This is a genomic window from Xylanimonas protaetiae, from assembly GCF_004135385.1.
Lineage (GTDB): Bacteria > Actinomycetota > Actinomycetes > Actinomycetales > Cellulomonadaceae > Xylanimonas > Xylanimonas protaetiae.
Map to the genome: position 1 here is coordinate 3,007,544 of NZ_CP035493.1, position 26,244 is coordinate 3,033,787.

Sequence of the window (26,244 nt, forward strand, 5' to 3'; positions counted from 1 at the left end):
GCACGACGACGCCGGCGGCGGAGCACGCGGGGACCGGGCCCGCCGGACCAGAGCTGGACGGGACGGCGACCCACTGCCCGTACTGCGCCCTGCAGTGCGCCATGACCCTGACGATCACCCCGGCCGCCGCCACCGACGCCACGGCCCCCGCCACCACCGCCACCACCGTCACCGCCGGCGGGCGACCCTCGATGTCCGCTTCTGGGCCTGAGAACCGGACATCCAGGGTCGCGCGACCGCAGCCGGTCGACGTCAGCCCGCGGGAGTTCCCCACCAATCGGGGCGGGCTGTGCCAGAAAGGGTGGACCTCGGCTGCCGTGCTGCGCGCCGCCGACCGGTTGACGGTCCCGCTGGTGCGCGGGGCGTCGGGTGCGCTGGAGCCCACGGACTGGGACACGGCCCTCGACGTCGTCGCCATCCGGCTCGCCGCGGTCCAGGCGGAGTCCGGCCCCGAGGCGGTCGCCGTGTTCGGCGGCGGCGGCCTGACGAACGAGAAGGCGTACACGCTCGGCAAGTTCGCCCGGGCGGTGCTGCGCACCCCGTTCATCGACTACAACGGGCGGTTCTGCATGGCGTCGGCGGCGGCCGCCGCGAACCGGGCGCTCGGCGCGGACCGCGGCCTGCCCTTCCCGCTGGCCGACCTGGGCGGTGCCGCCGCCGTGCTGCTGCTCGGCTCCAACGTGGCCGAGACGATGCCGCCGTCGGTGCAGCACCTCGCCGGGGCGCGGGCGGCGGGCGGCCTCGTCGTCGTCGACCCGCGGCGGTCCGCGACGGCCCGGCTCACGGAGGACGGGCAGGGCGTGCACCTGCAGCCCGTCCCGGGCACGGACCTGGCCGTGCTGCTCGGCCTGCTGCACGTGGTGCTCGCCGAGGGCCTCGCCGACGCCGCCTACCTGGCCGCGCGCACCACGGGGCTCGACGCCGTCGCCCGGTCGGTGGCGGCCTGGTGGCCCGAGCGGGTCGAGATCGTCACGGGCGTGCCCGAGGGCGAGCTGCGACGGGTGGCCCGGCTGCTGGCCGCGGCGTCTCCGGCGCGCGGCGGGCGCGGCGCGTACGTCCTCACGGGCCGTGGCGTCGAGCAGTCGACGCAGGGCACCGCGACCGTGACCGCGGCCGTCAACCTCGCGCTCGCCCTGGGGCTGGTGGGCACGGTCGGCTCCGGGTACGGGGCCCTGACGGGCCAGGGCAACGGGCAGGGCGGGCGCGAGCACGGGCAGAAGTCAGACCAGCTGCCCGGCTACCGCAAGATCGACGACCCTGCCTCCCGCGAGCACGTCGCCGCCGTGTGGGGCGTGGACCCCGCGACGATCCCGGGCCCGGGGGTGCCCGCCGTCGCGCTGCTGGCCTCCCTCGGCACACCCGGCGGGCCGCGAGCCCTGCTGGTCCACGGGTCCAACCTGCTGGTCTCTGCGCCGTCGGCGGACAAGGTCCGGGAACGTCTCGCGGCGCTCGACCTGCTCGTGGTGTGCGACGTCGTGCCGTCCGAGACGGCGCTGGTCGCCGACGTCGTGCTGCCGGTGACGCAGTGGGCCGAGGAGGAGGGCACCATGACGTCGCTCGAGGGGCGTGTCATCCGCCGGCGCAAGGCGGTGGACGCCCCCGGCGAGGCCCGCTCCGAGCTGTGGGTGTGGGCCGAGGTGGCCCGCCGCCTCGGCTCGCCCGTGCACCTGGCGACCGACCCGGCCGACGTGTTCGACGAGCTCGCGCGCGCGTCCGCGGGCGGCCCGGCCGACTACGCGGGCCTCTCGCACGCCCGGCTCGACGCCGACGAGGCCGCGGGCGGCCCGGGCTTCCACTGGCCGGTCCCGGCGGCCGACCACCCGGGCACGCCCCGGCACTTCCTCGACCGGTTCGAGACGCCGGACGGCCGCGCCCGCATGATCCCCGTGGACCACGTCGGCCCGAGCGACGACCTGCGCCCCGACGCCCCCCTGTGGCTCATCACCGGGCGGGTGCTCCAGCACTACCAGTCCGGCGCGCAGACCCACCGCGTGCCCGAGCTCGAACGGCTGGTCCCGCGCCCGTACGTCGAGCTGCACCCCCTGCTCGGCACGCGCCTCGGGGTGCCCGACGGCGCCCGCGTGCGCCTGACCACCGCCCGCGGCACCACGACCGCGGCGGCCCGCTGGACCGACACGATCCGCCCGGACACCGTGTTCCTGCCCTTCCACTGGTCGGGGGAGGGCAGCGCCAACCTGCTCACCACCGACGCCGTGGACCCGGTCTCGGCGATGCCCGAGTTCAAGGTGTGCGCCGTGCAGGTGGCGCCCGTCGTCGAGGAGGCCGCATGACCCCCGTGACCGCGTCTCCTGCGACCTCTGCGGGGCCGCGCGTGCCCGTGCGCGTCGTCGTCGTCGGGTTCGGCATGGTCGGCGCCCGGCTGGTCGACGAGCTCGAGCGCCGCGACCCGTGGGGCCTCGACGTCACCGTGCTGGGCGCCGAGGAGTACGAGCCGTACAACCGCGTCCTCCTGTCCGACGTCGTCGCCGGCCGCACCGACCTCGCCGCGATCCACCTGCCCCTGCCGGGCGGGCGGGCCCAGGTGCTGCGCGGCGTCGCCGCCGCCGGCATCGACCGCGAGGCGCGCGTCGTCCTCGCGTCCGACGGGTCGCGGCACCCGTACGACCGGCTCGTGCTCGCCACCGGCTCCGCCGCGCGCGTCCCGGCGATCCCGGGCCTCGACGGCGCCGCCCTGCCGGCCGGCGTCCACCCCCTGCGCACGCTCGACGACGCCCGCGAGATCGTCGCCGCCACCCTCAACGCGCCGCGCGCCGTCGTCGTCGGCGGGGGAGTGCTCGGCGTCGAGGCGGCGCTCGGGCTCGCCGCCCGCGGCCTCCAGGTCGCGCTGGTCCACCCGGGCGCCACGGTCATGGACCGCCAGCTCGACGCCGGCGCCGGTGCGGTGCTCGCCGGGTCGCTCGCGCTGCACGGCGTGCGCGTCGTGACCGGGACGCGGCGGTCCGAGGTGCTCGTCGTCGGCGGACGGGCCGTCGGGGTGCGCGTCGACGGGCCCGCCGGGGACGAGGTGCTCGCCGCCGGGCTCGTCGTGCTCGCCTGCGGCACGACCGCCGAGACCGGGCTCGCCGCCGACGCCGGGCTCAGCGTCGCCCGCGGCGTCGTCGTCGGCGCCGACCTCGCCTCCGTCGACGACTCCGCCGTGTACGCGATCGGCGACTGCGCGCAGCCGCCCGACGGGTCCCGCGGCCTGGTCGCCGAGGGCTGGGACCAGGCACGCCGCCTCGCCCAGGCGTTCGCCGACGCCTCCCGGCAGCCCCCGCCACCCGCGGTCCCCGCAGGGCCCCGCGTCCACCTGCGCGGTCCCTGGGAGGCCGAGCGGCCCTCGCTCGCGCTGCGCCTCGGCACCCTGCTCGCCACGCGCGCCGCGACCGACCGCGGGGTGGAGACCCGCGGCACCGACGTCGTCAAGGTCAAGGCCGGGCCCCTGTCGGTCGTCGCGATGGGCGCCTGCGGCGCCGGGCGCACGCCGCGCCCCGGCGAGCGGTCCGTGCGCCTCGACGACCCCGCCGGCGGGCGCTGGGTCGAGGCCGTCGTCGCCGACGGCCTCCTCGTCGGCGCCACGTGCGTCGGAGACCCGCGCGTCGCCGCCGACCTCACCGCCGCCTACACGCGCCGCACCCCCGTCCCCGCCGACCCCGCGTTCCTGCTCCTCACGCCCGTCGCCCCGGCCGCGGCTCCCGCCGCGAGCCCCGAGCACATGCCCGACGACGCCGTCGTGTGCCGCTGCAACGGCGTCTCCAAGGCCGACGTCGTCGCCGCCGTCGACGGCGGAGCCCGCGACGTCGCCGACATCGCCCGCGCCACCCGCGCCACGACCGGCTGCGGCGGCTGCACGGACGCCGTCCGCGGGCTGTGCGGCTGGCTCGCCGGGACGCGGGGCGGGGCGGGCGGGGCGGGCGGGGACGACCGGCCGGGCCCCGCCGCAGACGGCGGGACGACGGACGAGGTCCGGTCGGGCACGGCGGAGGGCATCCGGTCCGGCGGTGTCTAGGTGCACCGCACGACCCGCTCAGGCGCCCGGCTGCCCCGCCTGCCCGGCCCGCTCACCCGCCCTCCGGCACAACCCGGCGAACCCCGCGGCCGGGCCGTGCCCGACGCCGGGTGAGTAAGGTGCACGCGTGACTGGGACCGACCGCCGCAGCCCGGCCGAGCACGCCGCACGGGTCGAGGCCCTCGTGGCCCCGGCGCTCGCGGCCCGACCCGCCGAGCGGGTCACCGTCGCCGCCCTGCTCGCCGCCGCCGCGACCGGCGCCACGCTCCCGCGGCGTCTCGCCGCCGACGCCCGCGCCGTCGTCGCGCTGCCCGGCTTCGACAACTCCCAGATGGACGGGTACGCCGTCCGCGCGGCCGACCTCGCCGCCGCGTCGCCCGCCGCTCCCGTCCGGCAGGCCGTCGGGCCCGCCGTCCCCGCCGGCGTCGCACCCGGCCCCCTCGTGCCGGGCACCGCGGCCCCTGTCATGACCGGCGCACCCGTCCCGCCGGGCGCCGACGCCGTCGTCCGCATCGAGGACGCCGACCCGCCCACGTTCGGCGCCGGCCCCGGCGGGGGCGTCACCGTCACCGCGGTCGCGTTCGCCGCCCCCGTCGCCCCCGGCACCTTCGTGCGCGTCGCCGGCTCCGACGTCGCCGCCGGGGACGTCGTCGTCGCCGCCGGCACCCCGCTCGGCGCGGCGCAGGCGGGGGCGCTCGCGGCGTCGGGCGTCGCGGAGGTGCTGGTCGAGCGGCCGCCGCACGTCCTGGTGCTCTCGACCGGCACGGAGCTCGTGCCCGCCGGTCGGCCGCTCGGGCCCGCCCAGGTGCGCGACGCCAACGGGGCGGCGCTGACCGTCGGGCTGGGCCAGGTCGGGTGCCGGGTCACCGCCCGCGTCGTCCCCGACGACCCGGCCGCGCTCCTCGGGGTGCTCGCCGAGGCCGGCGACGCCGACGTCGTCCTGACGACGGGCGGCGTCTCGGCGGGCGCCTACGAGGTGGTCCGCGGCACGCTCGACGACGCCTGGTTCGGCGGCGTCGCGATGCAGCCCGGCGGCCCGCAGGGCCTCGGGCTGGTCACCGTGGGCGACGCCCGCCGCGTCGTCCCGCTCGTCGCGTTCCCCGGCAACCCCGTCAGCGCCCTCGTCAGCTTCGAGCTCTTCCTGCGCCCCGTCCTGGCCCGCGCCACGGGCGTCGCCCCGGCCGCCCGCCCGGCCCGCCGGGCTCCGCTCGCCGAGCCCCTCGACTCGCCGCCCGCCCTGCTGCAGGTGCGCCGCGGCCGCCTCGACGCCGACGGCCGCGTCCGCCTCGTCGGCGGTCCCGGCTCGCACCTGCTCGCTCACCTCGCCGCCGCGACCGTGCTCGTGCACGTGCCGGCCGGCGTCGCCCGCCTCGAGGCCGGCGACGTCGTCGACATCTGGGAGATCTCATGACCGACCTGTCCCACTACCGGGCCGACGGCGCCGCGCACATGGTCGACGTGTCCGCCAAGGACGTCACCGCCCGCGAGGCCACCGCCGTGGGCGTGCTGCGCACCCGCCCCGACGTCGTCGCGCGCATCGCGTCGGGCGACCTGCCCAAGGGCGAGGCGGTCGCGACCGCCCGCGTCGCGGGCATCCTCGGCGCCAAGCGCACCCCCGACCTCGTGCCGCTGTGCCACCCCCTGCCGATCACGGGCGTCGACGTCGACGTCGTCCCGCACGACGACGTCGTCGACATCACCGCGACCGTGCGCACCCGCGGCCGCACCGGCGTCGAGATGGAGGCCCTCACGGCCGTGACGGTCGCGGGCCTGACGGTGTACGACATGATCAAGGCCGTCGACCGCGAGGCCGTCCTCACCGACGTGCGCGTGGTCGCCAAGTCGGGCGGCAGGTCCGGCGACTGGACGCGGGAGGACGCATGAGCGGGACGCACGGGCTGCGCGCGGCCGTCGTCGTCGCCTCCGACCGGGCGGCCGCGGGCGTGTACGAGGACCGGTCCGGTCCCGCCGCGCGCGCCTGGTTCGAGGAGCGTGGCTGGTCCGTCAGCGTCCGAGTGGTCCCCGACGGCGAGCCAGTCCGGTCCGCGCTCCGCGCGCTGCTGCGGTCCGCCGACGCGCCCGACGTCGTCGTCACGAGCGGCGGCACGGGCATCTCGCCCACCGACCGCACCCCCGACGTGACGCGCGACCTCCTCGACACGGAGGTGCCCGGCATCGCCGAGCTCGTGCGCGCCGCGTCGCTGGCCCCGCGCGGCGGGCGGGACCCCGTCCCGACGGCCGCCCTCTCGCGCGGCGTCGCGGGCGTCGCCGGCCGCACGCTCGTCGTCAACCTGCCCGGGTCGCCGGGCGGCGTCGTCGACGGGCTCGACGCGCTCGCCGACGTCCTCCCGCACGCGGCCGCCCAGCTCCGCGGCCGCGACCACGCGCAAGCCGACGACGGCCCTGCTCACGACGCCGCCCACCACCACGACGTCGCCCACCACGCGGTGACGCACCCGGCCGGGGGCGCCGCCGCCGTCCTGCTCGCCGACGTCGTCGCCGCCCGGCTCGACCTCGACGCGCTCGTCGCCCTGGTGCGCGACGACACGTGCGGGGCCGTCGCCACCTTCACCGGGTACGTGCGCGACCACGACGAGGGCCGCGGCGTGACCGCGCTCGCCTACGAGGCGCACCCCGATGCCGCCGCCGTCCTCGCGGAGGTCGCGCAGCGGGTCGCCGCGCGGGTCGCCGCGCAGACGGGCGACGCGCTGCGCGTGGCGGTGGTGCACCGGGTGGGGCCCCTCGCGGTCGGTGACGCCGCCGTCGTCGCGGCGGTGGCGTCCGGGCACCGCCGGGCGGCCTTCGCGGCCGTCGCCGACCTCGTCGACGACCTCAAGGCCGAGGTGCCCATCTGGAAGGAGCAGGGCTTCACGGACGGGACCTCCGAGTGGGTCGGGGCGTTGGGATGACCGGGGCGTTGGGATGACCGGGGCGCTGGCACCCGTCGTGCCCGTGCCCGTGCGCGTGCGCCTCGACGAGGTCGAGCGGCGCCGGGCGTCGCGGCACCTGCTCCTCGACGGCTTCGGCCCCGACGCGCAGGCGCGCCTCGCGTCCGCGCGCGTGCTCGTCGTCGGCGCGGGCGGCCTGGGGTCGCCGGTGCTCCAGTACCTCGCCGCGGCCGGTGTCGGCACGCTCGGCATCGTCGACGACGACGTCGTCTCGCCGTCGAACCTGCAACGCCAGGTGCTCCACACGGACGCCGACCTGGGGGAGCGCAAGACGGCCTCGGCCGCCGCGGCCCTGCGGGCGCTGCGCCCCGACGTCGACGTCGTCGAGCACCCGCTGCGGCTCACCTCCGGCAACGCCGCGGCGCTGCTGACCGGCTACGACGTCGTCGTCGACGCGTGCGACACGTTCGCCACCCGCTACGTCGTCGGTGACGCGGCCGCCCGGCTGGGGCTGCCGGTCGTGTGGGGCACGGTGCTCGGCTGGGACGGGCAGGTGTCGGTGTGGTGGTCGGCGGCGCCGGACGGGCGCGCGCTGACGTACCGCGACGTGTTCGGCGAGCAGCCCGCCGAGGGCGACTCCTGCGAGACGGCGGGCGTGCTCGGCCCCGCGTGCGGCGTCGTCGGCACGACCATGGCCGTGGAGCTCGTCAAGCTCGTGACGGGCACGGGCGACCCGGCCCTGGGCCGCCTGCTGACCTACGACGCGCGCACGAGCACGTGGGACACGGTCCCGCTGGTGGCGGACGACGAGGGCCGGGCGGGTGAGCGAGCCGCGGCCGCCCCGCCCGTGGGCGCGGCCGCCCCCGGCACGCTCGTCGTCGACGTCGGCGTGGAGGCCGTCGTCGACGGCGGCGTCTGGGTGCGCCTCGACGACCTCGTCGCCGGGCGGCTGCCCGACGCTGTCCTCGACCACCCCGTCGACGCCCCGCTCGTCGTCGTGTGCGAGCAGGGGCTGCGCTCGCGCGGCGCCGCGACGGTGCTGCGCGACGACGGCTGGCGAGACGTGCGCGCCACCACCTACGCGGCGCTCGCTGCTCGCACCGGCGCCTGACGGCGTCCGGCCGCGGGCCGCTCACGCCCCCGCCCCCGCGGGTGTGAGGACAACGTTCCCGGAGGGTAACCGGCCGCGCGTCCGCGGGTAACGGCGCGTTCCTACCGTCGTGGCATGAGCGGATCACAGGCACGATCGCAGGCACCGGGCAGGGTGGTCGTCGTCGGCGGCGGCATGGTCGCCCAGCGGCTCGTCGAGGCGCTGCGCGCCCGGGACGAGGCCGGCGCGTGGCACGTGGACGTCTTCGCGGAGGAGCCGCGCCTCCCGTACGACCGCGTCCAGCTCACCAAGTACTTCGAGGCGCGCGACGCCGACGAGCTCGCCCTCGGCGACCCCGCCCTGTGGGCCGACCCGCTCGTGACCCTGCACCGCGACGTGAAGGTCGAGTCGATCGACCGCGAGGCGCGCACGGTCACGGACCGCCTGGGCCGCGTGCACGCGTACGACGAGCTCGTGCTCGCCACGGGCTCGTACGCCGCCGTCCCGCCCATCCCGGGCAACGACCTGCCCGGCGTGTTCGTGTACCGCACGGTGGACGACGTCGCGGCGCTGCGCGGCTGGGTCGAGCAGAAGCGGCGCGACTACCCGGCGGGCAGGCCCGTGCGCGGCGCCGTCATCGGCGGCGGCCTGCTGGGCCTGGAGGCGGCGGGGGCGCTGACGGCGCTCGACGCGCACGCCACCGTGATCCAGTTCGGCACGCACCTCATGGACGTGCAGACCGACCTGGGCGGCGGGCAGGCGCTGGCCCGGCTCATCAACGCCAAGGGCATCGGCGTGCGATGCAGCACCGCCACGCAGGCCATGAGGCCGCACCGCCGCACGGGCCACGTGGGTCGCCTCGAGTTCGCCGACGGGGGCCGCCTGGACGTCGACGTCGTCGTGCTCGCCACGGGCGTGCGCCCGCGCGACGAGCTCGCCCGCGCGGCCGGCCTGGAGGTGGGCGCGCGCGGCGGCGTCGTCGTCGACCTGGCGTGCCGCACGTCCGACGAGCATGTCCACGCGATCGGCGAGGTCGCCGCCGTCGAGGGCGTCTGCTACGGCCTGGTGGCCCCCGGCTACGCGATGGCGGAGGTGGTCGTCGACCGCCTGCTCGGCGGCGAGGCCACCTTCCCGGGCGCGGACACCGCGACCAAGCTCAAGCTGAACGGCGTCGACGTCGCCAGCTTCGGCGACGCGCACGCCCGCACGCCCGGCGCGGTCGAGGTGGTCTGGGCGGACCCCGTCGCCGGGGTGTACAAGAAGCTCGTCCTGTCCGACGACGCGACGACGCTGCTCGGCGGCGTGTTCGTCGGCGACGCCGCCCCGTACGCGTCGCTGCGCCCGATGCTCGGCGCGACCCTCCCGGGCGACCCGTCCGCGTACCTGCTGCCGGAGGGCACGGGCGGCGCACCGAACCTCGACCTGCCCGACGACGCCAACGTCTGCTCGTGCAACAACGTCTCCGCGGGCGCGATCCGCGCGGCGGTCACCGAGCACGGCTGCACCGACCTGGCCGGCGTCAAGGCGTGCACGCGGGCGGGCACCACGTGCGGGTCCTGCCTGCCGCTCGTCAAGAAGATCGCCACCACGGAGCTGGAGAAGGCGGGCGTGACCGTCTCCACGGCGCTGTGCGAGCACTTCGCGCTGTCCCGGGCCGGCCTGTTCGAGGCCGTCCGCGTCGCCGGGCTGCACACCTTCTCCGAGATCCTCGACCGGCTCGGGCAGGGCGGGCGCGGCTGCGACATCTGCCGCCCCGTCATCGGCTCCATCCTCGCGAGCCTCGGCAACGGCCACGTGCTCGCGGGCGAGCAGGCCACCCTGCAGGACACCAACGACCACGTGCTCGCCAACATGCAGAAGGACGGCACGTACTCGGTGGTGCCGCGCATGCCCGGCGGCGAGGTCACCCCCGAGGGCCTCATCGCCGTCGGCGAGGTCGCGCGCGACTTCGGCCTCTACACGAAGATCACCGGCGGGCAGCGCGTCGACATGTTCGGCGCCCGCATCGAGCAGCTCCCCGCCATCTGGCAGCGGCTCGTCGACGCCGGCTTCGAGTCCGGCCACGCCTACGGCAAGTCGCTGCGCACCGTGAAGTCCTGCGTCGGGTCCACGTGGTGCCGCTACGGCGTCCAGGACTCCGTCGGCATGGCCGTCCAGCTCGAGCTGCGCTACCGCGGCCTGCGCTCCCCGCACAAGCTCAAGCTCGGCGTGTCCGGCTGCGCCCGCGAGTGCGCCGAGGCGCGCGCCAAGGACGTCGGCGTCATCGCCACCGAGAAGGGCTGGAACGTGTACGTCGGCGGCAACGGCGGCTTCTCCCCGAAGCACGCCCGCCTCCTCGCGGAGGACCTCACCGACGACGAGCTCGTCCGCACCATCGACCGGTTCCTGCTCTACTACGTGCGCACCGCCGACCGCCTCCAGCGCACCGCCGCCTGGCTCGACGACGTCGAGGGCGGCCTCGACCACGTCCGCGCCGTCGTCCTCGACGACGCGCTCGGCATCTGCGCCGACCTCGACGCCCAGATGGCCTCCCACGTCGACGCCTACGAGGACGAGTGGAAGGCCGTCCTGGACGACCCCGACAAGCTCGCCCGGTTCTCCAGCTTCGTCAACGCGCCCACCACCCCCGACCCCGACCTCGCCTACGTGGCCGAGCGCGGCCAGCGCCGCCCCGCCACGGCGTCCGAGCGCGCGGCCGGCGCCGACCTGCTCGGCGCCCCCGTCCTGGTCGCCGGCGCCACCCTGCCCGTCCGCCGCCCCGAGGAGGCCTGATGTCCGCCGCCGTGTCCACCGCAGTGCCCACCGCCGAGCTCGCCCCGGTCTGCCCCCTGACCTCCCTCGCCGTCGAGCGCGGCGCCGCCGCCCTCGTCGCCGTCGACGGCACCCCGGTGCAGGTCGCGCTCTTCCGCCTGCACGACGACGCCGTGCTCGCCGTCCAGCAGGCCGACCCGTTCTCCGGCGCCAACGTCCTCGCGCGCGGCCTCGTCGGCACCCGCTCCGGCGAGCCCACCGTCGCCTCCCCGGTCTACAAGCAGGTCTTCTCGCTGCGCACCGGCCGCTGCCTCGAGACGATGGGCTACCAGCCCGTCGCCGGCCACGGCCCCGACCTGACCACCTACGAGGTCGCCGTCCGCGACGGCGTCGTGCACGTCGGCGCCCCGCACGCCCCGGGTCACGGCACGGGTCACGACGCTGCGGGCGAGACCGCGTGAGCGCCGCCCCCGGCCGCGGACGACCTTCCTGCTCACGCGGCACGCCGGATACTCTGAGCCACCTGCCTCAGGAGGACTCGGATGACGCACGACCCGTCGCCCGCCACGGCGCCGTTCGTGGCTGAGCTGCGCCCGCTGGCACCCGTCATGGCCGGAGCCACCGTCCTCATCACGGCCGACCGCCGCTCCGGCGAGCTCGCCGCCGCACTCGAGCGCCGCGGCGCGCGCGTCCGGCACGCGCCCGCCCTCAGCATGGTCCCGCACGTCGACGACGAGACCCTCGTCGCCGCCACCCGGACCCTGCTCGCCCACCCGCCCGACGTGCTCGTCGCCACCACCGGCGTCGGGTTCCGCGCCTGGATCGAGGCCGCCGACGCCCACGGGCTCGCCGACCAGCTCGCCACGGCGCTAGCGGGCACGCGCCTCGTCGCGCGCGGGCCCAAAGCGCGCGGGGCGATCCAGGCCGCCGGGCTCCAGGCCGACTGGGTGGCCGAGTCCGAGACGTCCGCCGAGGTGGCCGAGTGGCTCCTGTCGGAGGGCGTGGCGGGCCTGCACGTGGCCGTCCAGCAGCACGGGGCCGGGGCCGACGGCCTCGACGTCGTCCTGGAGAAGGCGGGCGCCCGCGTCACCAACCTCGTCGTCTACCGGTGGGGGCCCGCGCCGGACCCGGCCGTCGTCGCCGAGTCCGCGCGCGCCGCGGCCGCCGGCGACGTCGACGCCGTCGTGTTCACGTCCGCGCCGGGCGCCGAGGCGTGGCTCACGGCCGCCGAGGAGGCCGGGTACGGCCCGCAGGTGATCGAGCGGTTCCTCGCCGGCGACCTCGTCGCCGCCGCCGTGGGGCCCGTCACCGCCCGACCGCTGGTCCAGCGGGGCATCACGCCGGTCCAGCCGGAACGGGGCCGCCTGGGCGCCCTCGTGCGGGCGCTCGTGGCCCACTACGAGCGTGTCGAGTCGGTCGCGCTGGCCACGGTGGCCGGGCCCCTCGTGGTGCGCGCGCGCGTGGCCGTGCTCGACGGGCACGTGCTGCCCCTGTCGCCGACGGGCGTCGAGGTGCTGCGCCTGCTCGCCGCGGCAGGCGGCGCCGTCGTCTCGCGCGAGCGGGTGCTCGACGTGCTGCCCGGGGAGTCGCGCGACCCGCACGCCGTCGAGGTGGCCGTCGGGCGGCTGCGCGAGGCCGTCGGGCGCCGCGACCTGATCCGCACCGTCGTCAAGCGCGGCTACCGGATCGAGAGGGCCCATGGCTGACCTGCTCGCCGTCTCGCACGGCACGTCCTCGCCCACGGGCGCCGCGGCCGTCGCCGCGCTCGTCGACGCCGTGCGCGACCACCTCCGCGACCACCGTCTCGACCAGGAGGTCGACCACCGGGGCGGCCGCGTCGCGGGCGGGTTCGTCGACGTCCAGCAGCCCGACGTGCCCGCGAGCCTCGCCGCGCTCGGCGCGGACGGGCCCGGCGGCGCGCCCGTCGTGGTCGTCCCGCTGCTGCTCGCGGCCGGGTACCACGTGCACGTCGACCTGCGCGACGACGTCGCCGCCGCGCGCGCGGCCGGGGCCGACGTGCGGCTCGCGGGCGCGCTCGGCCCGGACGACCGCCTCGTCGACGTGCTCCAGCGCCGCCTCGCGGAGGCGGGGCTGCGCGACGGCGACCACGTCGTGCTCGCCGCCGCCGGGTCCTCCGACGCCCGCGCCCTCGACGACTGCGAGGCCGTCGCCCGGGAGCTCGCCGCCCGGCTACGCACGCAGCCGGTCACCCTCGCGTACGTCTCGGCGGCGCAGCCGCGCGTGCCGGCCGCGGTCGCGGCGGCCCGCGGTCCGGCCGCGGCGTCGGGGGGCGGCGCGCCGCGTGTCGTCGTCGCGACCTTCCTGCTCGCGCCGGGCTACTTCGCCGACCTCGTCGCCGCCGCAGGCGGCGACGTGACGACGGCCCCGCTGCTGACCGCGGACGGGCCGATACCACCGGAGCTCGTCGCCATCGTGGCCGACCGGTTCGGCGCCGCGCTGGCGTCCTGACGCCTGGTCCTGCGATGGCGCGCGGGACGACGGGCGCGCGGGACGACGTCGCAGGACCGTCGCAGGACCCGGGGGCGTCGTCAGTCGAAGATGTCCCCGATGTCGTCGAGGATGCCGCCGAGCACCATGCCGCCCAGGATGCCGCCGAGCATGTTGCCGCCCGAGCGCTGTCCGCCGCCCTGCCAGCCGCCGTACCCGTACCCGCCCTGCCCGTAGCCCGGCTGCCCGTACCCGACGTTGGCCAGGTCGCGGTTCGCCAGCGCGGAGGCCTCGGCCGCCAGCGACGCGGCCCGGCGGGCGCGCGTGAGCTGCCGCTCGGGGTCGGCCTCGGCGCGCGCCTCGGACAGCTCGCGCTCCGCCTCGGCCAGGCGCGTGCGGGCCTCTGGCCCGACGGGCGCCCGGTAGTCGTCGACGGCGCGTCGCGCCGCCAGGACCTGCCGCTCGGCGTCGTCGAACGCGGTGCCGAGCTGGGCGCGCACGGCCTGCGCGCGCTGCCCGGCCGCGGCGACCGCCGCCACGGCGTCGTCGAGGGCCGTGTTGGCCTGCCGCACCCGGGTCAGCCCGCCCACGGGGTCGGCCGGCGCCCCGGGCGCGGGCAGCGACGCGAGCGCCTGCTCGAGCCCGGCGATGCCGGCGTCCACGGCGCCGGCGCGCTGCGCGGCGGGCAGGGCGCCGGCGGCGGCCAGCTCCTGGCGCGACTCGGCGATCATCGCGCCGAGGGTCGCCTCCGCCGACAGCGCGTCCATCTCGAACCGGTCGACGGCCTCCAGCAGCCCCTGCGCGCGGTGCACGGCCTCCGTGCCGGCCGTCGCGGCGGCCTCGGCGTCCCGGCCGCGGTTCTCGGTGAGCTTCTTGGCGGCCACCTCGGCGCTGCGCCCGGCGAACTCCAGCAGCCGCTCGGCCTGCTCCGGGTTGGACGCCACGGCCTGCAGCGCGGCGGGCGTGTACCGGGCGGCGAGCCCGTCGATCGTGCCCTGCGCGACGGGGACCGTGGCGCGCAGCCGCTCGGCGTCGGCGCGCACCGCCGCGATCGTCGACGGCGTGCGGCCCTGCGCCTCCCGGCGCGCGGCCAGGCCGGCGGTCTGCCGGGCGACGGCCTCGTCCGCGCCGCGGCACAGCTCGACGATGCGGGTCAGCCACGCGTGACGCTGCTCGTCGGTGTCCGGGACCTCGTCGTGCAGCAGCTGCTGGAGATGGAACGCCTCCTGCAGGTTCGTGCGGGCCGCGCGCAGCGCCGTCGTCAGCTCGCGCGCGTCCTGCTCGCCGAGCTGCGCGGTCGCGAACCCGGCCTCGTCGTCGGCGAGGCGCAGCCGCTCGTCGGTGCGCACCAGCGCGGTGCCGGCCTCCTTCTCGAGGCCCGCCAGGGACGCCGACAGCTGCGCCGCCTGCCTCTCCCGGTCCCGACGTCGTCCGAACACACCGAGAACCACAGCACCTCCCACGACCAGGGCACCGATCACCACGAGCCCGACGAACTCCATGCAAGGCATCGTATGGGTGTTGCGGCGCCGCGGTACGGCAGGATGCGGGCATGACGAGCCACCAGCCCGACGCCCGCACCATCGTGATGACCGGCGCGTCCGACGGCATCGGGGCCGCCGCCGCCCGCGCGCTGCACGCGGCCGGGCACACCGTCGTCGTCGTGGGCCGCGACCCGGACAAGACGGCCCGGCTGGCCGGCGAGCTCGGCACCACCGGCCACGTCGCCGACTTCGCCCGCCTCGACGACGTCTCGCGCCTCGCCGCGGACCTCGTCGCGGCGCACCCGCGCATCGACGTGCTCGCCAACAACGCCGGCGCCCTGCACGAGTCCTTCGCCACCACCGCCGACGGGTTCGAGCGCACCTTCCAGGTGGACCACCTGGCCCCCTACCTGCTCACGCGCCTGCTGCTCGGCAACGTCCTCGCCGCGCGCGGCAGCGTCCTGTGGACCTCCAGCGCCGCCGCCCGCACCGTGCGCACCCTCGACCCGGCCACGCTCGGCACCCCCGACCCCGGCGCCCGGTACCGGCCGCTGCGCGCCTACGCCGAGGCCAAGGCCGCCGGGCTGCTCGCCATGGCCGAGCTGCACCGCCGCGTCGCGGGCCGCGGCGTGACCACCGCGGCGTTCCACCCCGGCGTCGTCGGCTCCCACTTCTCCGCCGACGGCGACGGCGTCGTCGGCTGGTTCTACCGGTCCCGCCTCAAGGACGTCCTCTTGTCCTCCCCGGCGAAGGGCGCCGAGCAGCTCGTCGCGATGGCGTCCGCCCGGGACTGGGAGCCCGGCCTGTACTACGAGCGCGGCCGCCCGGCCCGCCGCCAGCCGCCGGTGCTCGCGGACGAGGCCCTGGCCGGCGCGGCGTGGGAGCGCACCGAGGACCTGCTCGCCGCGCACGTCGAGTGAGGCCCGCGTCGCGCGTGAACGCGTCGCGCGTGAACGCGTCGCGCGTGAACGCCAGGTGGCGTTTGGGCGACATCCCGCCGAAAACTCTGGTTCGACGTCGTCGCGGGGCGTACATTCGGCTGCAGGCAGGGCACCTGGCGCTGCACGCACACGCACGAGCACACGAAGGAGGCACCGTGACCCCTTGGTCGATCGCACCGACGCGCGGCGTCGTCGTCGCGCGCCCGGAGCTGGGCGCGCAGCGGCGCTTCGACCTGCACCGCACCGATCTCATCGACCATTCCTGCGGCCCTCACCACGCCTGACGGGCATCGCCCGGTCAGCCCCGGAGCCGTCGCAGGGACCTGTCCCTGGGCGGCTTTCGTCGTCCTGGGACCTTGTACGACCGACGACGACGAAGGAGGCGACCATGGCTGACGTGCTGGTCCTCAACGCCGGCTACGAGCCGCTGCACCGTGTGTCGGTGCGGCACGCCATCCACATGCTCGTGCGCGGGGTCGCCGTGGTCGAGGAGTCGGTGGGGGAGCGGACGTTCGGGCCCTACCCGCTGCCGCGCGTGCTGCGCCTGGTGCGGTACGTGGCGATGCGGTGGCGCTACCGGCGCGACCAGGCGCCGTCGTGCACCAAGGCCGGCGTGCGGGCCCGCGACGGGCGCTGCGCGTACTGCGGCGGCCCGGCGGACACCGTGGACCACGTGCTGCCGCGCTCGCGCGGGGGAGCGTCGTCGTGGCTGAACCTCGTGGCGGCCTGCTCGGCGTGCAACGGGTTCAAGGCGGACCGCACGCCCGCGGAGGCGGGCATGGAGCTGCTGCTCACCCCGCACGTGCCGGACGCGGGCTGGGTCGGGGCGGCCTAGCCCGGCAGGGTCCGCCGGCAGGGTCCGTCCAGTGGGTGATCGGGGCAACGATCGGATCGTTTCGGGTGCAGAATGGCACCGATGCCCTCCGCCGTAGCCCCGACGCCCACGCCCGCCTCCCTCCCTGCCGCCGAGCGCTCCACGGTCGCCGCGCTGCTGCGGCTCATGCCGTTCATCCGCCCGGCGCTGCCGCGCATCGTCGGCGGCATGGCCTCCGCCCTCGGCGCCTCGCTGGCCGCTCTCGCGATCCCGCGCGTCCTGCAGCACCTCGTCGACGGCCCGCTCGCCGAGGGCGCCCGCGACCAGGACGCGTCCGCCCTGTGGGGCGCGATCGGCCTCGTCCTGGCCCTCGGCCTCGCCGAGGCCGGCCTCATCCTGGCCCGCCGCAACCTCGTCATGCTGCCCGGCACCAAGGTCGAGGCGGTCATGCGCATGGCGCTGTTCCGCCACCTGCAGGACCTGCCCGTCGCGTTCCACGACCGGTGGGCCGGCGGGCAGCTGCTGTCCCGGTCGATGTCCGACCTGGGCCTGCTGCGCCGCTGGCTCGTGTTCGGCCTCGTGCAGCTCGTCGTGTCCGTGGCCACGGTCGTCGTCGGCGTCGGGCTGCTCGTGGCGACCACGGGCTGGCTCGGGCTCGTCTACCTGGCCGGGGCGGTGCCCGTGACCGTGATCGCGTTCCGGTTCGCGCGCCGGTACCGGGTCATCGCGCGGCGCTCCCAGGACCAGGCGGGCGACCTGGCCACCACGGTCGAGGAGTCGGTGCACGGCATCCGCGTCCTCAAGGCGTTCGGCCGCGGCCGGGACGCGCTCGACTCCTTCACGGGGCAGGCCGAGCGGCTGCGCACCACCGAGCTGGCCAAGGCGCGCTCGCAGGCGTCCGTCAACGTCGCCCTGACCCTCATCCCGGAGCTGACGCTCGCGGTCTGCCTCGTGCTCGGGGCGCTGCTGGCCCACGACGGGCAGCTGACGGTCGGGTCGCTGACGGCGTTCTTCGCCACGGTCGCCGTCATCAACGGTCCCGTCGTCGACCTGGGCATGACGCTGTCGATGACGCTCAACGCGCGCACCGCCGTCGACCGGTACTTCGACGTGCTCACCACCGCCAACCCGCTGACCGACCCCGCGGAGCCGGCCGCGCCGGGGGAGCCGCACGGGCACGTGCGGCTGCGCGACGTGACGTTCCGGTACGACGACGCGGCCGTGCCCGTGCTGGAGCACGTCGACCTCGACCTGCCCGCCGGCACCACGACCGCGCTCGTCGGGCTCACCGGGTCCGGCAAGTCGACGCTCGCGATGCTGCTGCCGCGCCTCTACGACGTCACGTCGGGCTCCGTCGAGCTCGACGGCGTCGACGTGCGCCACCTGCGCCGCGCCGACGTGCGCCAGGCCGTCGCCGTCGCGTTCGAGGACCCGACGCTGTTCTCCGCGTCCGTGCGCGACAACGTCCTCCTCGGCGTCGACGACGCCCTGCCCGGCGCCGTCAAGGAGGAGCTGCTCGCCGAGGCCCTCGACGTCGCCCAGGCGCACTTCGCCGCCCGCCTGCCACAGGGCGTCGAGACCCGCATCGGCGAGGAGGGCCTGTCCCTGTCCGGCGGGCAGCGCCAGCGCCTCGCCCTGGCCCGCGCCATCGCCGCCCGCCCCCGCGTCCTCGTGCTCGACGACCCGCTCTCCGCGCTCGACGTCGCCACCGAGGAGGCCGTCACCGGCCGGCTGCGCGAGGTGCTGCACGGCACCACCACGCTCGTCATCGCGCACCGCCCCTCCACCGTCGCGCTCGCCGACCGCGTCGCCGTCCTCCAGGACGGGCGCATCACGGCCGTGGGCACCCACTCCGAGCTGCTCGCCACCGACGCCCACTACCGGTACGTCATCTCCAGCCTCGAGGGCGACGCCGCCGAGCACGGCATCGGCACCCTCGCCGAGGCGCCCGCACCCCCCGACGCCGCACGCGACGGCGAGGACGAGACCCTGCACGACGACGAGGCGACGGGAGCCCGGCTGTGAGCACCACCGACGACCTCACGCGCGACGAGTCCCGGGAGGCGCGCACCCGCTCCCTGTCCCTGCTCGGCACCCTCCTGCGGCCCCACCAGCGCCTCCTGACGTGGTCCGGCGTCCTCGTGATCGCGTCCACCGCCGGACAAGTCGCCGGGCCCGCCCTCGTCGCCGCCACCGTCGACAGCGCCCTGCCCGCCCTCGACGCCGGCCGCCACGGCCCCCTCGTCACCTACGGGGCGCTGCTCGTCGTCGCGGCCGTCGTCGCCGGCCTCGCCAACGGCGCCTACGTGCGCGCCGCCGCCCAGATCTCCCAGGCCGTCCTCCTCGAGCTGCGCCGCCGCGTCTTCCGCCAGACCCAGCGCCTCTCCCTCGAGTTCCACGAGTCCTACACGTCCGGGCGCATCATCAGCCGCCAGACGTCCGACCTCGAAGCCCTCCGCGAGCTCCTCGACGGCGGCCTCACCGGCGTCGTGTCCTCCGTCCTCTCGATGGTGTTCACCGCCGTCGGCCTCGCCCTCATCGACTGGCGCTCCGCGCTCGTGCTCGCCGTCGCGATGGTCCCCGCCTGGCTGCTCACCCGCTGGTTCCAGCGGCGCTCACAGCTCTTCTACCGCCAGCAGCGCACCGCGTCCGCCCGCCTCATCGTCAAGTTCGTCGAGACCATGACAGGCATGCGCGCCGTCCAGGCGTTCCGCCGCGAGGCCACCACCGAGCACGACTACGACCGCTTCGCCGAGGAGTACCGGCAGGCCAACCTCGACACCTTCTCCCTCAACGGGCGCTACCAGCCCGGGCTCGTCCTCATCGGCAACCTCACCGTCGTCGCCGCCCTCGCCTACGGCGGCTGGCGCGTCTTCCAGGGCGACCTCACCGTCGGCGTCCTCGTCGCCGCCCTCCTCTACGTCAAGCGGTTCTTCCAGCCGATCCAGCAGGTCGGCATGTTCTACAACTCGTTCCAGTCGGCCGCCGCCGCCCTCGAGAAGCTCTCCGCCCTCCTCGCCGAAGAGCCCACCGTCGTCGAGCCCGCCACCCCCGTCCCGCTGCGCACCGCCCGCGGCGACGTCCGGCTCGACCACGTCACCTTCCGCTACCCGCGCGGCCCCGTCGTCCTGCCCGACCTCGACCTGCACATCCCCGCCGGGCAGACCCTCGCCCTCGTCGGCACCACCGGCGCCGGCAAGTCCACCCTCGCCAAGCTCGTCACCCGCTTCTACGACGCCTCCAGCGGCCACGTCCGGCTCGACGACGTCGACGTGCGCGACCTCGCCACCCCCGACCTGCGCCGCGCCGTCGTCATGGTCACCCAGGAGGCCTACCTGTTCTCCGGCTCCGTGCGCGAGAACATCGCCCTCGGCCGCCCCGACGCCACCCAGGCCGAGATCGAGGCCGCCGCCCGCGCCGTCGGCGCCCACGGCTTCATCACCGCCATGCCCGACGGGTACGACACCGACGTCAACAAGCGCGGCGGCCGCGTCTCCGCCGGCCAGCGCCAGCTGCTCTCCTTCGCCCGCGCCTTCCTCGCCAACCCCGCCGTCCTCGTGCTCGACGAGGCCACGTCGTCGCTCGACATCCCCGGGGAGCGGCTCGTCCAGCAAGGCCTCAAGAGCCTGCTGGCCGGGCGGACGGCCATCATCATCGCCCACCGCCTCTCCACCGTCGCCGGCGCCGACCGCGTCCTCGTCATGGAGCACGGCCGCATCATCGAGGACGGCACCCCCGCCCAGCTCATCGCCGCCGACGGGCACTACGCCCGCCTCCACAACGCCTGGCAGGACTCCCTCGTCTGACGACCCTCACCGCCCCCGCGGGTCCACCAGCACCATCACCGGCTCCCGCACCCACCAGTCACCCGACGCCCGCCGCTCCGCCCGCGTCGTGTACCGGTACCGGAACAGCCGCACCCGCACCCACCGCGGCCGCCCACCCCCGAACGGGTCCACCCGCAGCAGCCGCAACGTCGTCGCGTCCGCCTCCAGCAACCGCTCCACCAGCACCACCACCCACCCCGACGGCGACCCCAACGGCACGAACCACAACGCCCAGTCCAACCGCAGGTGCCACGGCGCCACCTGTGGCGGACGCCGCCCCGGCTCGCACGGCTTCCCCCGGAACAGGTACTCCCGCCACACCGCCTCCACCCCCGGCCGCTCCGCGTCCGTCCCCTCCACCACCACCTCCTCCCGCCGCCGCGTCACCCGCCCGAACGCCCCGTACGCGTTCACCAGCCGCAACGGCTCGAACGACGCGTTCATCAGCTGCCGCGGCCCCACCAGGTTCCGCGCCGGCCGCCACGACAGCCCCAGCAGCAACGCACCCACCAGCGCCGTCGCCACCACGAACGACGACGACGCCACCGAGGTCGCGGCGCTCGCGGAGGGTGCGACGCCGGTCCACGACCCGACCGTGCGCCACACGCCGTCCGAGACCATCGCGGCCCCGAGGACCATGGCCGCCCAGTTGAGCCAGGCGAAGTTGCCGGTCAGCACCAGCCACGCCTGCGTGAGCACGACGACGGCGCCCGCGACCGACGGGAACGGCTGGGGGAGCAGCAGCAGCCACGGGAACCCGAGCTGCGTGACGTGGTTGCCCACCACCTCGACGCGGTGCCACCAGCGCGGCAGGTGGTGGGCGTGCCACGAGAACGGGCCGGGCATCGGCTGCGTCTCGTGGTGGTAGTCGAGCGCGGTGAGGTCGCGCCACTCGTGCCCGCCACGCCACTTGATGAGCCCGGCGCCGAGCTCGAGCCGGAACAGCAGCCAGCGGGCCGCGACGACCCCCACCCAGGGCACGGGCTCGGCGTCGGAGCCCAGCCAGGCCACGAGGAACGTGGCCTCGCACAGCAGCGACTCCCAGCCGAACCCGTAGAACCGCTGGCCGACGTTCACGACCGACAGGTACAGGGCCCAGCACGCCAGCAGCACCAGGGCGGGCACCCACCACGGCCCCCGCTGCGGCAGCCCGGCGACGACGGACGCCGCGAGCACGGCGCCGGCCACGCCGACGCCGACGACGAGCCGGTCGGAGTACCGCCGGTGGAACAGCGACGGCGCGACGCGGAACGGCACCCGGGCGACGAAGTCCGGCACGGGCAGCAGCCCGTGCGACCCCAGCAGGGGCCGGAACTGGGTCACCACCTGGGCGAACGCCAGCACCAGGAGGGCGGCCACGCCGCGCTGGAGCACCTGGCGGGCCACGTCGTAGTCGCCGGCGCCCCACCAGGCGAGCCCGTCGGTCACCGCCGTCGGCATGGCTCCACGATCCCGCGGGCGAGCGGCGGGCGCACCTCCCGAACCCCGGCCCCTCCCTGGCTACAGTCAAGGATATGGCACTATCCTTAACCCAAGGATGGTCTCGGGAAGGGGACACGATGCGCGACGGTGCGCTCTGGCAGCGCGAGCACCAGGCCGGCGACCTCAGCGCCATGCGCTCGGCCGACCGCCGCGGCGGCACCTACCTGCGCTACTTCCCGGCGCCGCTCGACGAGTCCATGGCCCCGTACGTGACGGCCGAGGCGATGGCGACGGTCTCCGACGTCGCCATCGCCGTCGCACGCATCGGGCAGCGGCTGCGCGAGCGGCCCATGCCGATCCTCTACGCCACGCTCGTGCGCAGCGAGTCCATCTCGTCGTCCTGGGTCGAGGGGCTGCGCGAGACCCCGCGCAACGTCATGGTGGCCCAGCTCCGCGAGCAGGACCCGGGCCTCGAGGGCTACCAGTTCGCGCGCCTGGGCACGGCCCGCACGATCCTGGGCAACCTCGACTCCGTGCGCCGCGGCGTCGAGTCGCTCCGCGAGCCGTGGACCGACGCGTCCGTCCACGAGATCCACCGCGCCATCGCCCCGCACGCGCACGACGGCGCCTACCGGTCGGTCGACGTGCAGATCGGCGGCACCTCGAAGGTCACGGCGTCGTACGTCGCGCCGCCGGCCGCGCACGTGCCGGGACTCATGACGAACCTGCTCGACCACGCCAACCGGTCCGGCGACACCCCGCTCGTCAAGGCCGCGATCCTGCACGCCCAGTTCGAGACGATCCACCCGTACGAGGACGGCAACGGTCGCACCGGCCGCGTCCTCGTGCACGGCTACCTCGCCCGGGCGGGCCTGCTGGACCAGGGCGTGCTGCCGCTGTCCGTCGTGCTCCGCAAGGACACCGACGAGTACGTCCGCCAGCTCACCGCGTACCGCCACGGGGCGCCCGAGGACCGGCAGGCCGCCGTGAGCGGGTTCGTGGCGTGGTTCGCCGAGACGCTGGGCCGCTCGTGCGAAGAGGCGGAGCGGGTCATGGCGGCGGCGGGGGAGGTCGAGGCCGACTGGGCCGAGCGCACCGCCCGGTTCCGGGCCGACTCGCGCGTCCACGCGGCGCTGCGCGTCCTCGCCGAGCAGCCCGTCGTCACGGCCCGCTACCTCCAGACGGCCCTCGACGCGTCCAAGCCGACCGCACGGACCGTCGTCGACAACCTCGTGGAGGCCGGGATCCTCGAGCCGTCCGGCGGCCGGTTCCGGCGCGCCGAGGTGTACCAGGCGTCGGCGCTGCTGCGGATGATGGACCGGCTGGTGCCGGGCGTGCAGCCGACGGCGCTGCCGCGGGCCACGCCGGCGTCCTCGTCACAGCCGTCGTCGCGGCCCACGTCGCAGCCGTCGTCGCAGCCCTCGTCGTGGCCCGCGCAGCAGCCGGCCGGGCGGCCCGAGCCTCAGCGCGGGCCCTGAGCCTCCGCGCCCGCGGCGACGAGCCGCGTCAGCAGCTCGCGTGTCGGGGGAGTGGGGGCGCCCACGGTCAGCGCGAGCACCTTGCGGCGCGCGCCCGGCAGCCGGACCGTGATGACGTCGCGCGCGTGGTGCGCCCGCAGGGCCATGTCGGGCAGCAGGCTCACGCCGACGCCCTGTGCGACGAGCGCCTGGACCGCGAGCGTGTCGTCCGTCTCGAACGCGATGCGCGGCGCGAAGCCGGCCGCCGCGCACCGGGCGACGAGGTCGGCCCGGCAGCGGACGCAGCCCGCGATCCAGTCGGAGTCGGCCAGGTCGCGCAGCGTGGGGGTGGCGCCGTCGGCGTCGGCGGCGTCGGCGGGCAGCACCAGGTGGACCGGCTCGTCGAGCACCTCCGTCACCTGGAAGCGCGACAGGTCGGCCACCGAGCGCGTGTGCGCGACGTCGGTGTGCTCGAACACGAGCGCGACGTCGACGTCGCCCGCGGCGAGCGACGCCACGGCCTCGGGCGGCTCCGCCTCGAGGAGCCCGACGCCGATGCCGGGGAAGTCGCGGTGGAGCGCGCCCACCGCCGTCGGGACGATCGTGGCGAGCGCGGACGGGAACGCCGCGAGCCGGGCCCGGCCGGCCTGGAGCCCCGCGAGGGCGTCCAGCTCCCGGCGCACGCCCTCGACGCGGGCCAGGATCTCCTCGGCGCGGTCGGCGAGCAGGCCGCCCGCCTCTGTGAGCCGCACGCCGCGGCCCGCGCGTTCCAGCAGCGGCAGGCCCGCCTCGGACTCGAGACGCGCGAGGTGGTGGCTGACCGACGGCTGTGCGATACCGAGGTCGCGGGCGGCGGCGGTGAGGGATCCGGTGCGGGCGACGGCGGCGAGCACCCGCAGCCGGGCGAGGTCGAGGTCGGCGGGCATGCCGCCAGGTTACCGGGGGCGGCGCCCACCAGGTGAAGTAGCCTCGACCGCATGGCGCGCTACTTCGACGTCCACCCCGTCGACCCGCAGGCGCGGTCGATCGGACAGGCCACCGCGATGCTCCGCGAGGGCGCGCTGATCGCCTACCCCACCGACTCGGGGTACGCGCTGGGCTGCCGCATGGACTACCACGACGGGACCGACCGCATCCGGCAGATCCGACGGCTGGGCGACAAGCACCACTTCACCCTCGTGTGCGCGGACTTCGCCCAGCTCGGCCACCTGGTGCACCTCGACAACAGCGCCTTCCGGGCCATCAAGGCCGCCACGCCCGGTCCGTACACGTTCATCCTGCGGGCCCTGCCCGAGGTGCCGCGACGGCTCGCGCACCCGAAGAAGAAGACCGTCGGCGTGCGCATCACCGACAACCGCGTCGCGCAGGCGCTGCTGCACGAGCTGGGCGAGCCGCTGCTGTCGTCGACCCTGATCCTGCCCGGGCAGACCGAGCCCCTCACCGACGGGTGGACCATCAAGGAGGAGCTCGACCACGTGCTCGACGCCGTCGTCGACGGGGGAGAGGTGCCCGAGCGGCCCACCACGGTGGTCGACTGGTCCGAGGGATATCCCGAGGTGATGCGCGTCGGCGCCGGGGACGCGTCACGGTTCGAGTGATCGTCGCCCGGTGTTCCGGCGCCGGCCACCCACCCCCGCTAGGGTGCCCAGCATGAGTGACACCGGCCTCCAGCAGGCACGCGACAAGATGACCGCGGCGGGCGTGGCCCCGGCCGCGGTCGAGACGTTCACCCGGTTCTACGGGCTCCTGGAGTCCGGCGTCTCCGGCCTGATCCGCGAGGAGGACGTCGACCCGCTGCCGCAGCTCGCGCGCGCCGACGCGCTCGAGCTCACCGACGACGACGCCGCGGCCGCGCTCGCCCGCACCGCGATCATCAAGCTCAACGGCGGCCTGGGCACGTCGATGGGCATGGACAAGGCCAAGTCGCTCCTGCCGGTGCGCGGGGAGCTGACGTTCCTGGACGTCATCGTCGGGCAGGTGCGCGCCACCCGCGCCGCGACCGGTGCCCGCCTGCCGCTCATCCTCATGAACTCGTTCCGCACGCAGGACGACACGCTCGCGCTGCTGGGCCGGTACGACGACGTCGCCGTCGACGGGCTGCCGCTGGACTTCCTGCAGAACCGCGAGCCCAAGCTCGACGCCGCCACGCTGGAGCCCGTGACCTGGCCGGCGGACCCGGACCTGGAGTGGTGCCCGCCGGGGCACGGCGACCTGTACCCGGCCCTGCACGCCGCGGGCGTCGTGCGGGCGCTCCTGGACGCGGGGTTCCGCTACGCGTCGGTGTCCAACAGCGACAACCTCGGCGGCGCGCCGGACGCGCGCATCGCGGGCTGGTTCGCGGCATCGGGCGCCCCCTATGCCGCGGAGATGTGCCTCAAGACGCCCGCGGACGTCAAGGGCGGCCAGCTCGTGGTCCGCAAGGCCGACGGGCGCATCGTGCAGCGCGAGACCGCCCAGACCCACCCGGACGACCTGGCGGTGAGCCTGGACCCGACGCGGCACCGGTACTTCCACACGAACAACCTCTGGTTCGACCTGGAGGCGCTGGCCGCCGAGCTCGACCGCACCGGTGGCGTGCTCGAGCTGCCGCTCATCCGCAACGACAAGACGGTCGACCCGTCGGACGCGTCGTCGACTCCCGTGGTGCAGATCGAGTCGGCCATGGGCGCCGCGGTCGCGGTGTTCGAAGGCGCCACGGCCATCGAGGTGGGCCGCGAGCGGTTCCTCCCGGTCAAGACGACGAACGACCTGCTCGTGCTGCGCTCCGACGTGTACGCGCTGACGGACGACTTCCGCGTCGTTGCGCAGGTCCCGGCCCCGCTCGTCGCGCTGTCGAAGATGTACAAGACCATCGCGGACTTCGACGAGCGCTTCCCGGCCGGCCCGCCCTCGCTGCGCGAGGCGACGTCGCTGACCGTCGACGGCGACTGGACCTTCGGCGCGGGCGTGCGTGTCGTCGGCGACGCCTACCTGCCCGACCCGGACGAGGAGCTCATCTCGCTCGAGGTCGACCCGGCGGACGCGACGGCAGAGGTCCCGGACGGCGCGACGGTCACGGCGGACGGCGTCCGGACCCGCTGACCCACCCTTTCGCCGTAGTACCTGGTTGCGTT

At 76.3% G+C, this 26,244-nt stretch carries 21 protein-coding genes; 18 read left to right on the forward strand and 3 right to left on the reverse strand.

Annotated elements, in window-relative coordinates:
- The first annotated feature begins 101 nt into the window (after positions 1 to 101).
- The 10 genes from ET471_RS13930 (at position 102) to ET471_RS13975 (ending at position 13,207) form a co-directional block, all read left to right on the forward strand.
- A complete protein-coding gene (locus tag ET471_RS13930) occupies positions 102 to 2,291 on the forward strand; it encodes a molybdopterin oxidoreductase family protein (protein ID WP_129189260.1) in 2,190 nt (729 codons plus the stop codon).
- Entirely contained in the window at positions 2,288 to 4,009 is a 1,722-nt protein-coding gene (locus ET471_RS13935; RefSeq protein ID WP_129189262.1) for an FAD-dependent oxidoreductase, read from the forward strand. Before ET471_RS13930 ends, ET471_RS13935 begins: the two co-directional genes overlap by 4 nt.
- Before the next feature lie 127 nt (positions 4,010 to 4,136).
- Positions 4,137 to 5,420, forward strand: coding sequence for a molybdopterin molybdotransferase MoeA (locus ET471_RS13940; RefSeq protein WP_129189264.1), 1,284 nt, complete (start codon positions 4,137 to 4,139; stop codon positions 5,418 to 5,420).
- Positions 5,417 to 5,893 (forward strand): cyclic pyranopterin monophosphate synthase MoaC, encoded by a 477-nt coding sequence (moaC, locus tag ET471_RS13945; protein WP_129189266.1) that lies wholly within the window; start codon positions 5,417 to 5,419, stop codon positions 5,891 to 5,893. The genes ET471_RS13940 and moaC overlap by 4 nt, the downstream gene beginning before the upstream one ends.
- Entirely contained in the window at positions 5,890 to 6,918 is a 1,029-nt protein-coding gene (locus ET471_RS19000; protein WP_129189268.1) for a molybdenum cofactor biosynthesis protein MoaE, read from the forward strand. The genes moaC and ET471_RS19000 overlap by 4 nt, the downstream gene beginning before the upstream one ends.
- Before the next feature lie 13 nt (positions 6,919 to 6,931).
- Positions 6,932 to 8,008: a HesA/MoeB/ThiF family protein gene (locus ET471_RS13955; RefSeq protein WP_129189270.1), complete on the forward strand. Its 1,077-nt coding sequence runs from the start codon at positions 6,932 to 6,934 to the stop codon at positions 8,006 to 8,008.
- 114 nt (positions 8,009 to 8,122) lie between these two features.
- Positions 8,123 to 10,759, forward strand: coding sequence for a nitrite reductase large subunit NirB (gene nirB, locus ET471_RS13960; protein WP_129189272.1), 2,637 nt, complete (start codon positions 8,123 to 8,125; stop codon positions 10,757 to 10,759).
- Positions 10,759 to 11,199: a nitrite reductase small subunit NirD gene (gene nirD / locus ET471_RS13965; RefSeq protein WP_129189274.1), complete on the forward strand. Its 441-nt coding sequence runs from the start codon at positions 10,759 to 10,761 to the stop codon at positions 11,197 to 11,199. The genes nirB and nirD overlap by 1 nt, the downstream gene beginning before the upstream one ends.
- Positions 11,200 to 11,280: 81 nt before the next feature.
- Positions 11,281 to 12,444, forward strand: coding sequence for a uroporphyrinogen-III synthase (locus ET471_RS13970; protein ID WP_129189276.1), 1,164 nt, complete (start codon positions 11,281 to 11,283; stop codon positions 12,442 to 12,444).
- Positions 12,437 to 13,207 (forward strand): sirohydrochlorin chelatase, encoded by a 771-nt coding sequence (locus ET471_RS13975; protein ID WP_129189278.1) that lies wholly within the window; start codon positions 12,437 to 12,439, stop codon positions 13,205 to 13,207. The genes ET471_RS13970 and ET471_RS13975 overlap by 8 nt, the downstream gene beginning before the upstream one ends.
- 80 nt (positions 13,208 to 13,287) lie before the next feature.
- Here the strand turns inward: ET471_RS13975 and ET471_RS13980 are convergent, their stop codons facing one another.
- Entirely contained in the window at positions 13,288 to 14,688 is a 1,401-nt protein-coding gene (locus tag ET471_RS13980) for a coiled-coil domain-containing protein (protein WP_129189280.1), read from the reverse strand.
- 50 nt (positions 14,689 to 14,738) lie between these two features.
- Between ET471_RS13980 and ET471_RS13985 the strand changes: the two genes are divergently transcribed.
- From ET471_RS13985 to ET471_RS14000, 5 genes are all read left to right on the forward strand, one after another.
- A complete protein-coding gene (locus ET471_RS13985; RefSeq protein ID WP_129189282.1) occupies positions 14,739 to 15,590 on the forward strand; it encodes an SDR family NAD(P)-dependent oxidoreductase in 852 nt (283 codons plus the stop codon).
- Between the two features lie 176 nt (positions 15,591 to 15,766).
- A complete protein-coding gene (locus ET471_RS18875) occupies positions 15,767 to 15,895 on the forward strand; it encodes a hypothetical protein (RefSeq protein WP_280949874.1) in 129 nt (42 codons plus the stop codon).
- Positions 15,896 to 15,999: 104 nt separating this feature from the next.
- Positions 16,000 to 16,446 carry an HNH endonuclease gene (locus ET471_RS13990; protein WP_129189284.1) on the forward strand — a complete coding sequence of 149 codons (447 nt, stop codon included), beginning with the start codon at positions 16,000 to 16,002 and terminating at the stop codon, positions 16,444 to 16,446.
- Positions 16,447 to 16,518: 72 nt separating this feature from the next.
- Complete coding sequence (locus ET471_RS13995; protein ID WP_129189286.1) at positions 16,519 to 18,450, forward strand: ABC transporter ATP-binding protein; 1,932 nt, start codon at positions 16,519 to 16,521, stop codon at positions 18,448 to 18,450.
- On the forward strand, positions 18,447 to 20,231 hold the full coding sequence (locus ET471_RS14000; RefSeq protein ID WP_129189288.1) for an ABC transporter ATP-binding protein: 1,785 nt from the start codon (positions 18,447 to 18,449) through the stop codon (positions 20,229 to 20,231). Before ET471_RS13995 ends, ET471_RS14000 begins: the two co-directional genes overlap by 4 nt.
- Before the next feature lie 6 nt (positions 20,232 to 20,237).
- Here the strand turns inward: ET471_RS14000 and ET471_RS14005 are convergent, their stop codons facing one another.
- Entirely contained in the window at positions 20,238 to 21,692 is a 1,455-nt protein-coding gene (locus ET471_RS14005; RefSeq protein WP_129189290.1) for a lipase maturation factor family protein, read from the reverse strand.
- Between the two features lie 119 nt (positions 21,693 to 21,811).
- On the opposite strand from ET471_RS14005, the gene ET471_RS14010 reads away from it, so the two are divergent.
- Positions 21,812 to 23,152 carry a Fic family protein gene (locus tag ET471_RS14010; protein ID WP_165350505.1) on the forward strand — a complete coding sequence of 447 codons (1,341 nt, stop codon included), beginning with the start codon at positions 21,812 to 21,814 and terminating at the stop codon, positions 23,150 to 23,152.
- Here the strand turns inward: ET471_RS14010 and ET471_RS14015 are convergent.
- Positions 23,137 to 24,057 (reverse strand): LysR family transcriptional regulator, encoded by a 921-nt coding sequence (locus tag ET471_RS14015; RefSeq protein ID WP_129189294.1) that lies wholly within the window; start codon positions 24,055 to 24,057, stop codon positions 23,137 to 23,139. The two genes, ET471_RS14010 and ET471_RS14015, sit on opposite strands and share 16 nt — an antisense overlap.
- A 51-nt stretch (positions 24,058 to 24,108) precedes the next feature.
- On the opposite strand from ET471_RS14015, the gene ET471_RS14020 reads away from it, so the two are divergent.
- Positions 24,109 to 24,729, forward strand: a complete 621-nt coding sequence (locus ET471_RS14020; protein ID WP_129189296.1) for an L-threonylcarbamoyladenylate synthase — start codon at positions 24,109 to 24,111, stop codon at positions 24,727 to 24,729.
- Positions 24,730 to 24,781: 52 nt separating this feature from the next.
- Entirely contained in the window at positions 24,782 to 26,212 is a 1,431-nt protein-coding gene (locus ET471_RS14025) for a UTP--glucose-1-phosphate uridylyltransferase (RefSeq protein ID WP_129189298.1), read from the forward strand.
- Positions 26,213 to 26,244 lie beyond the last annotated feature (32 nt).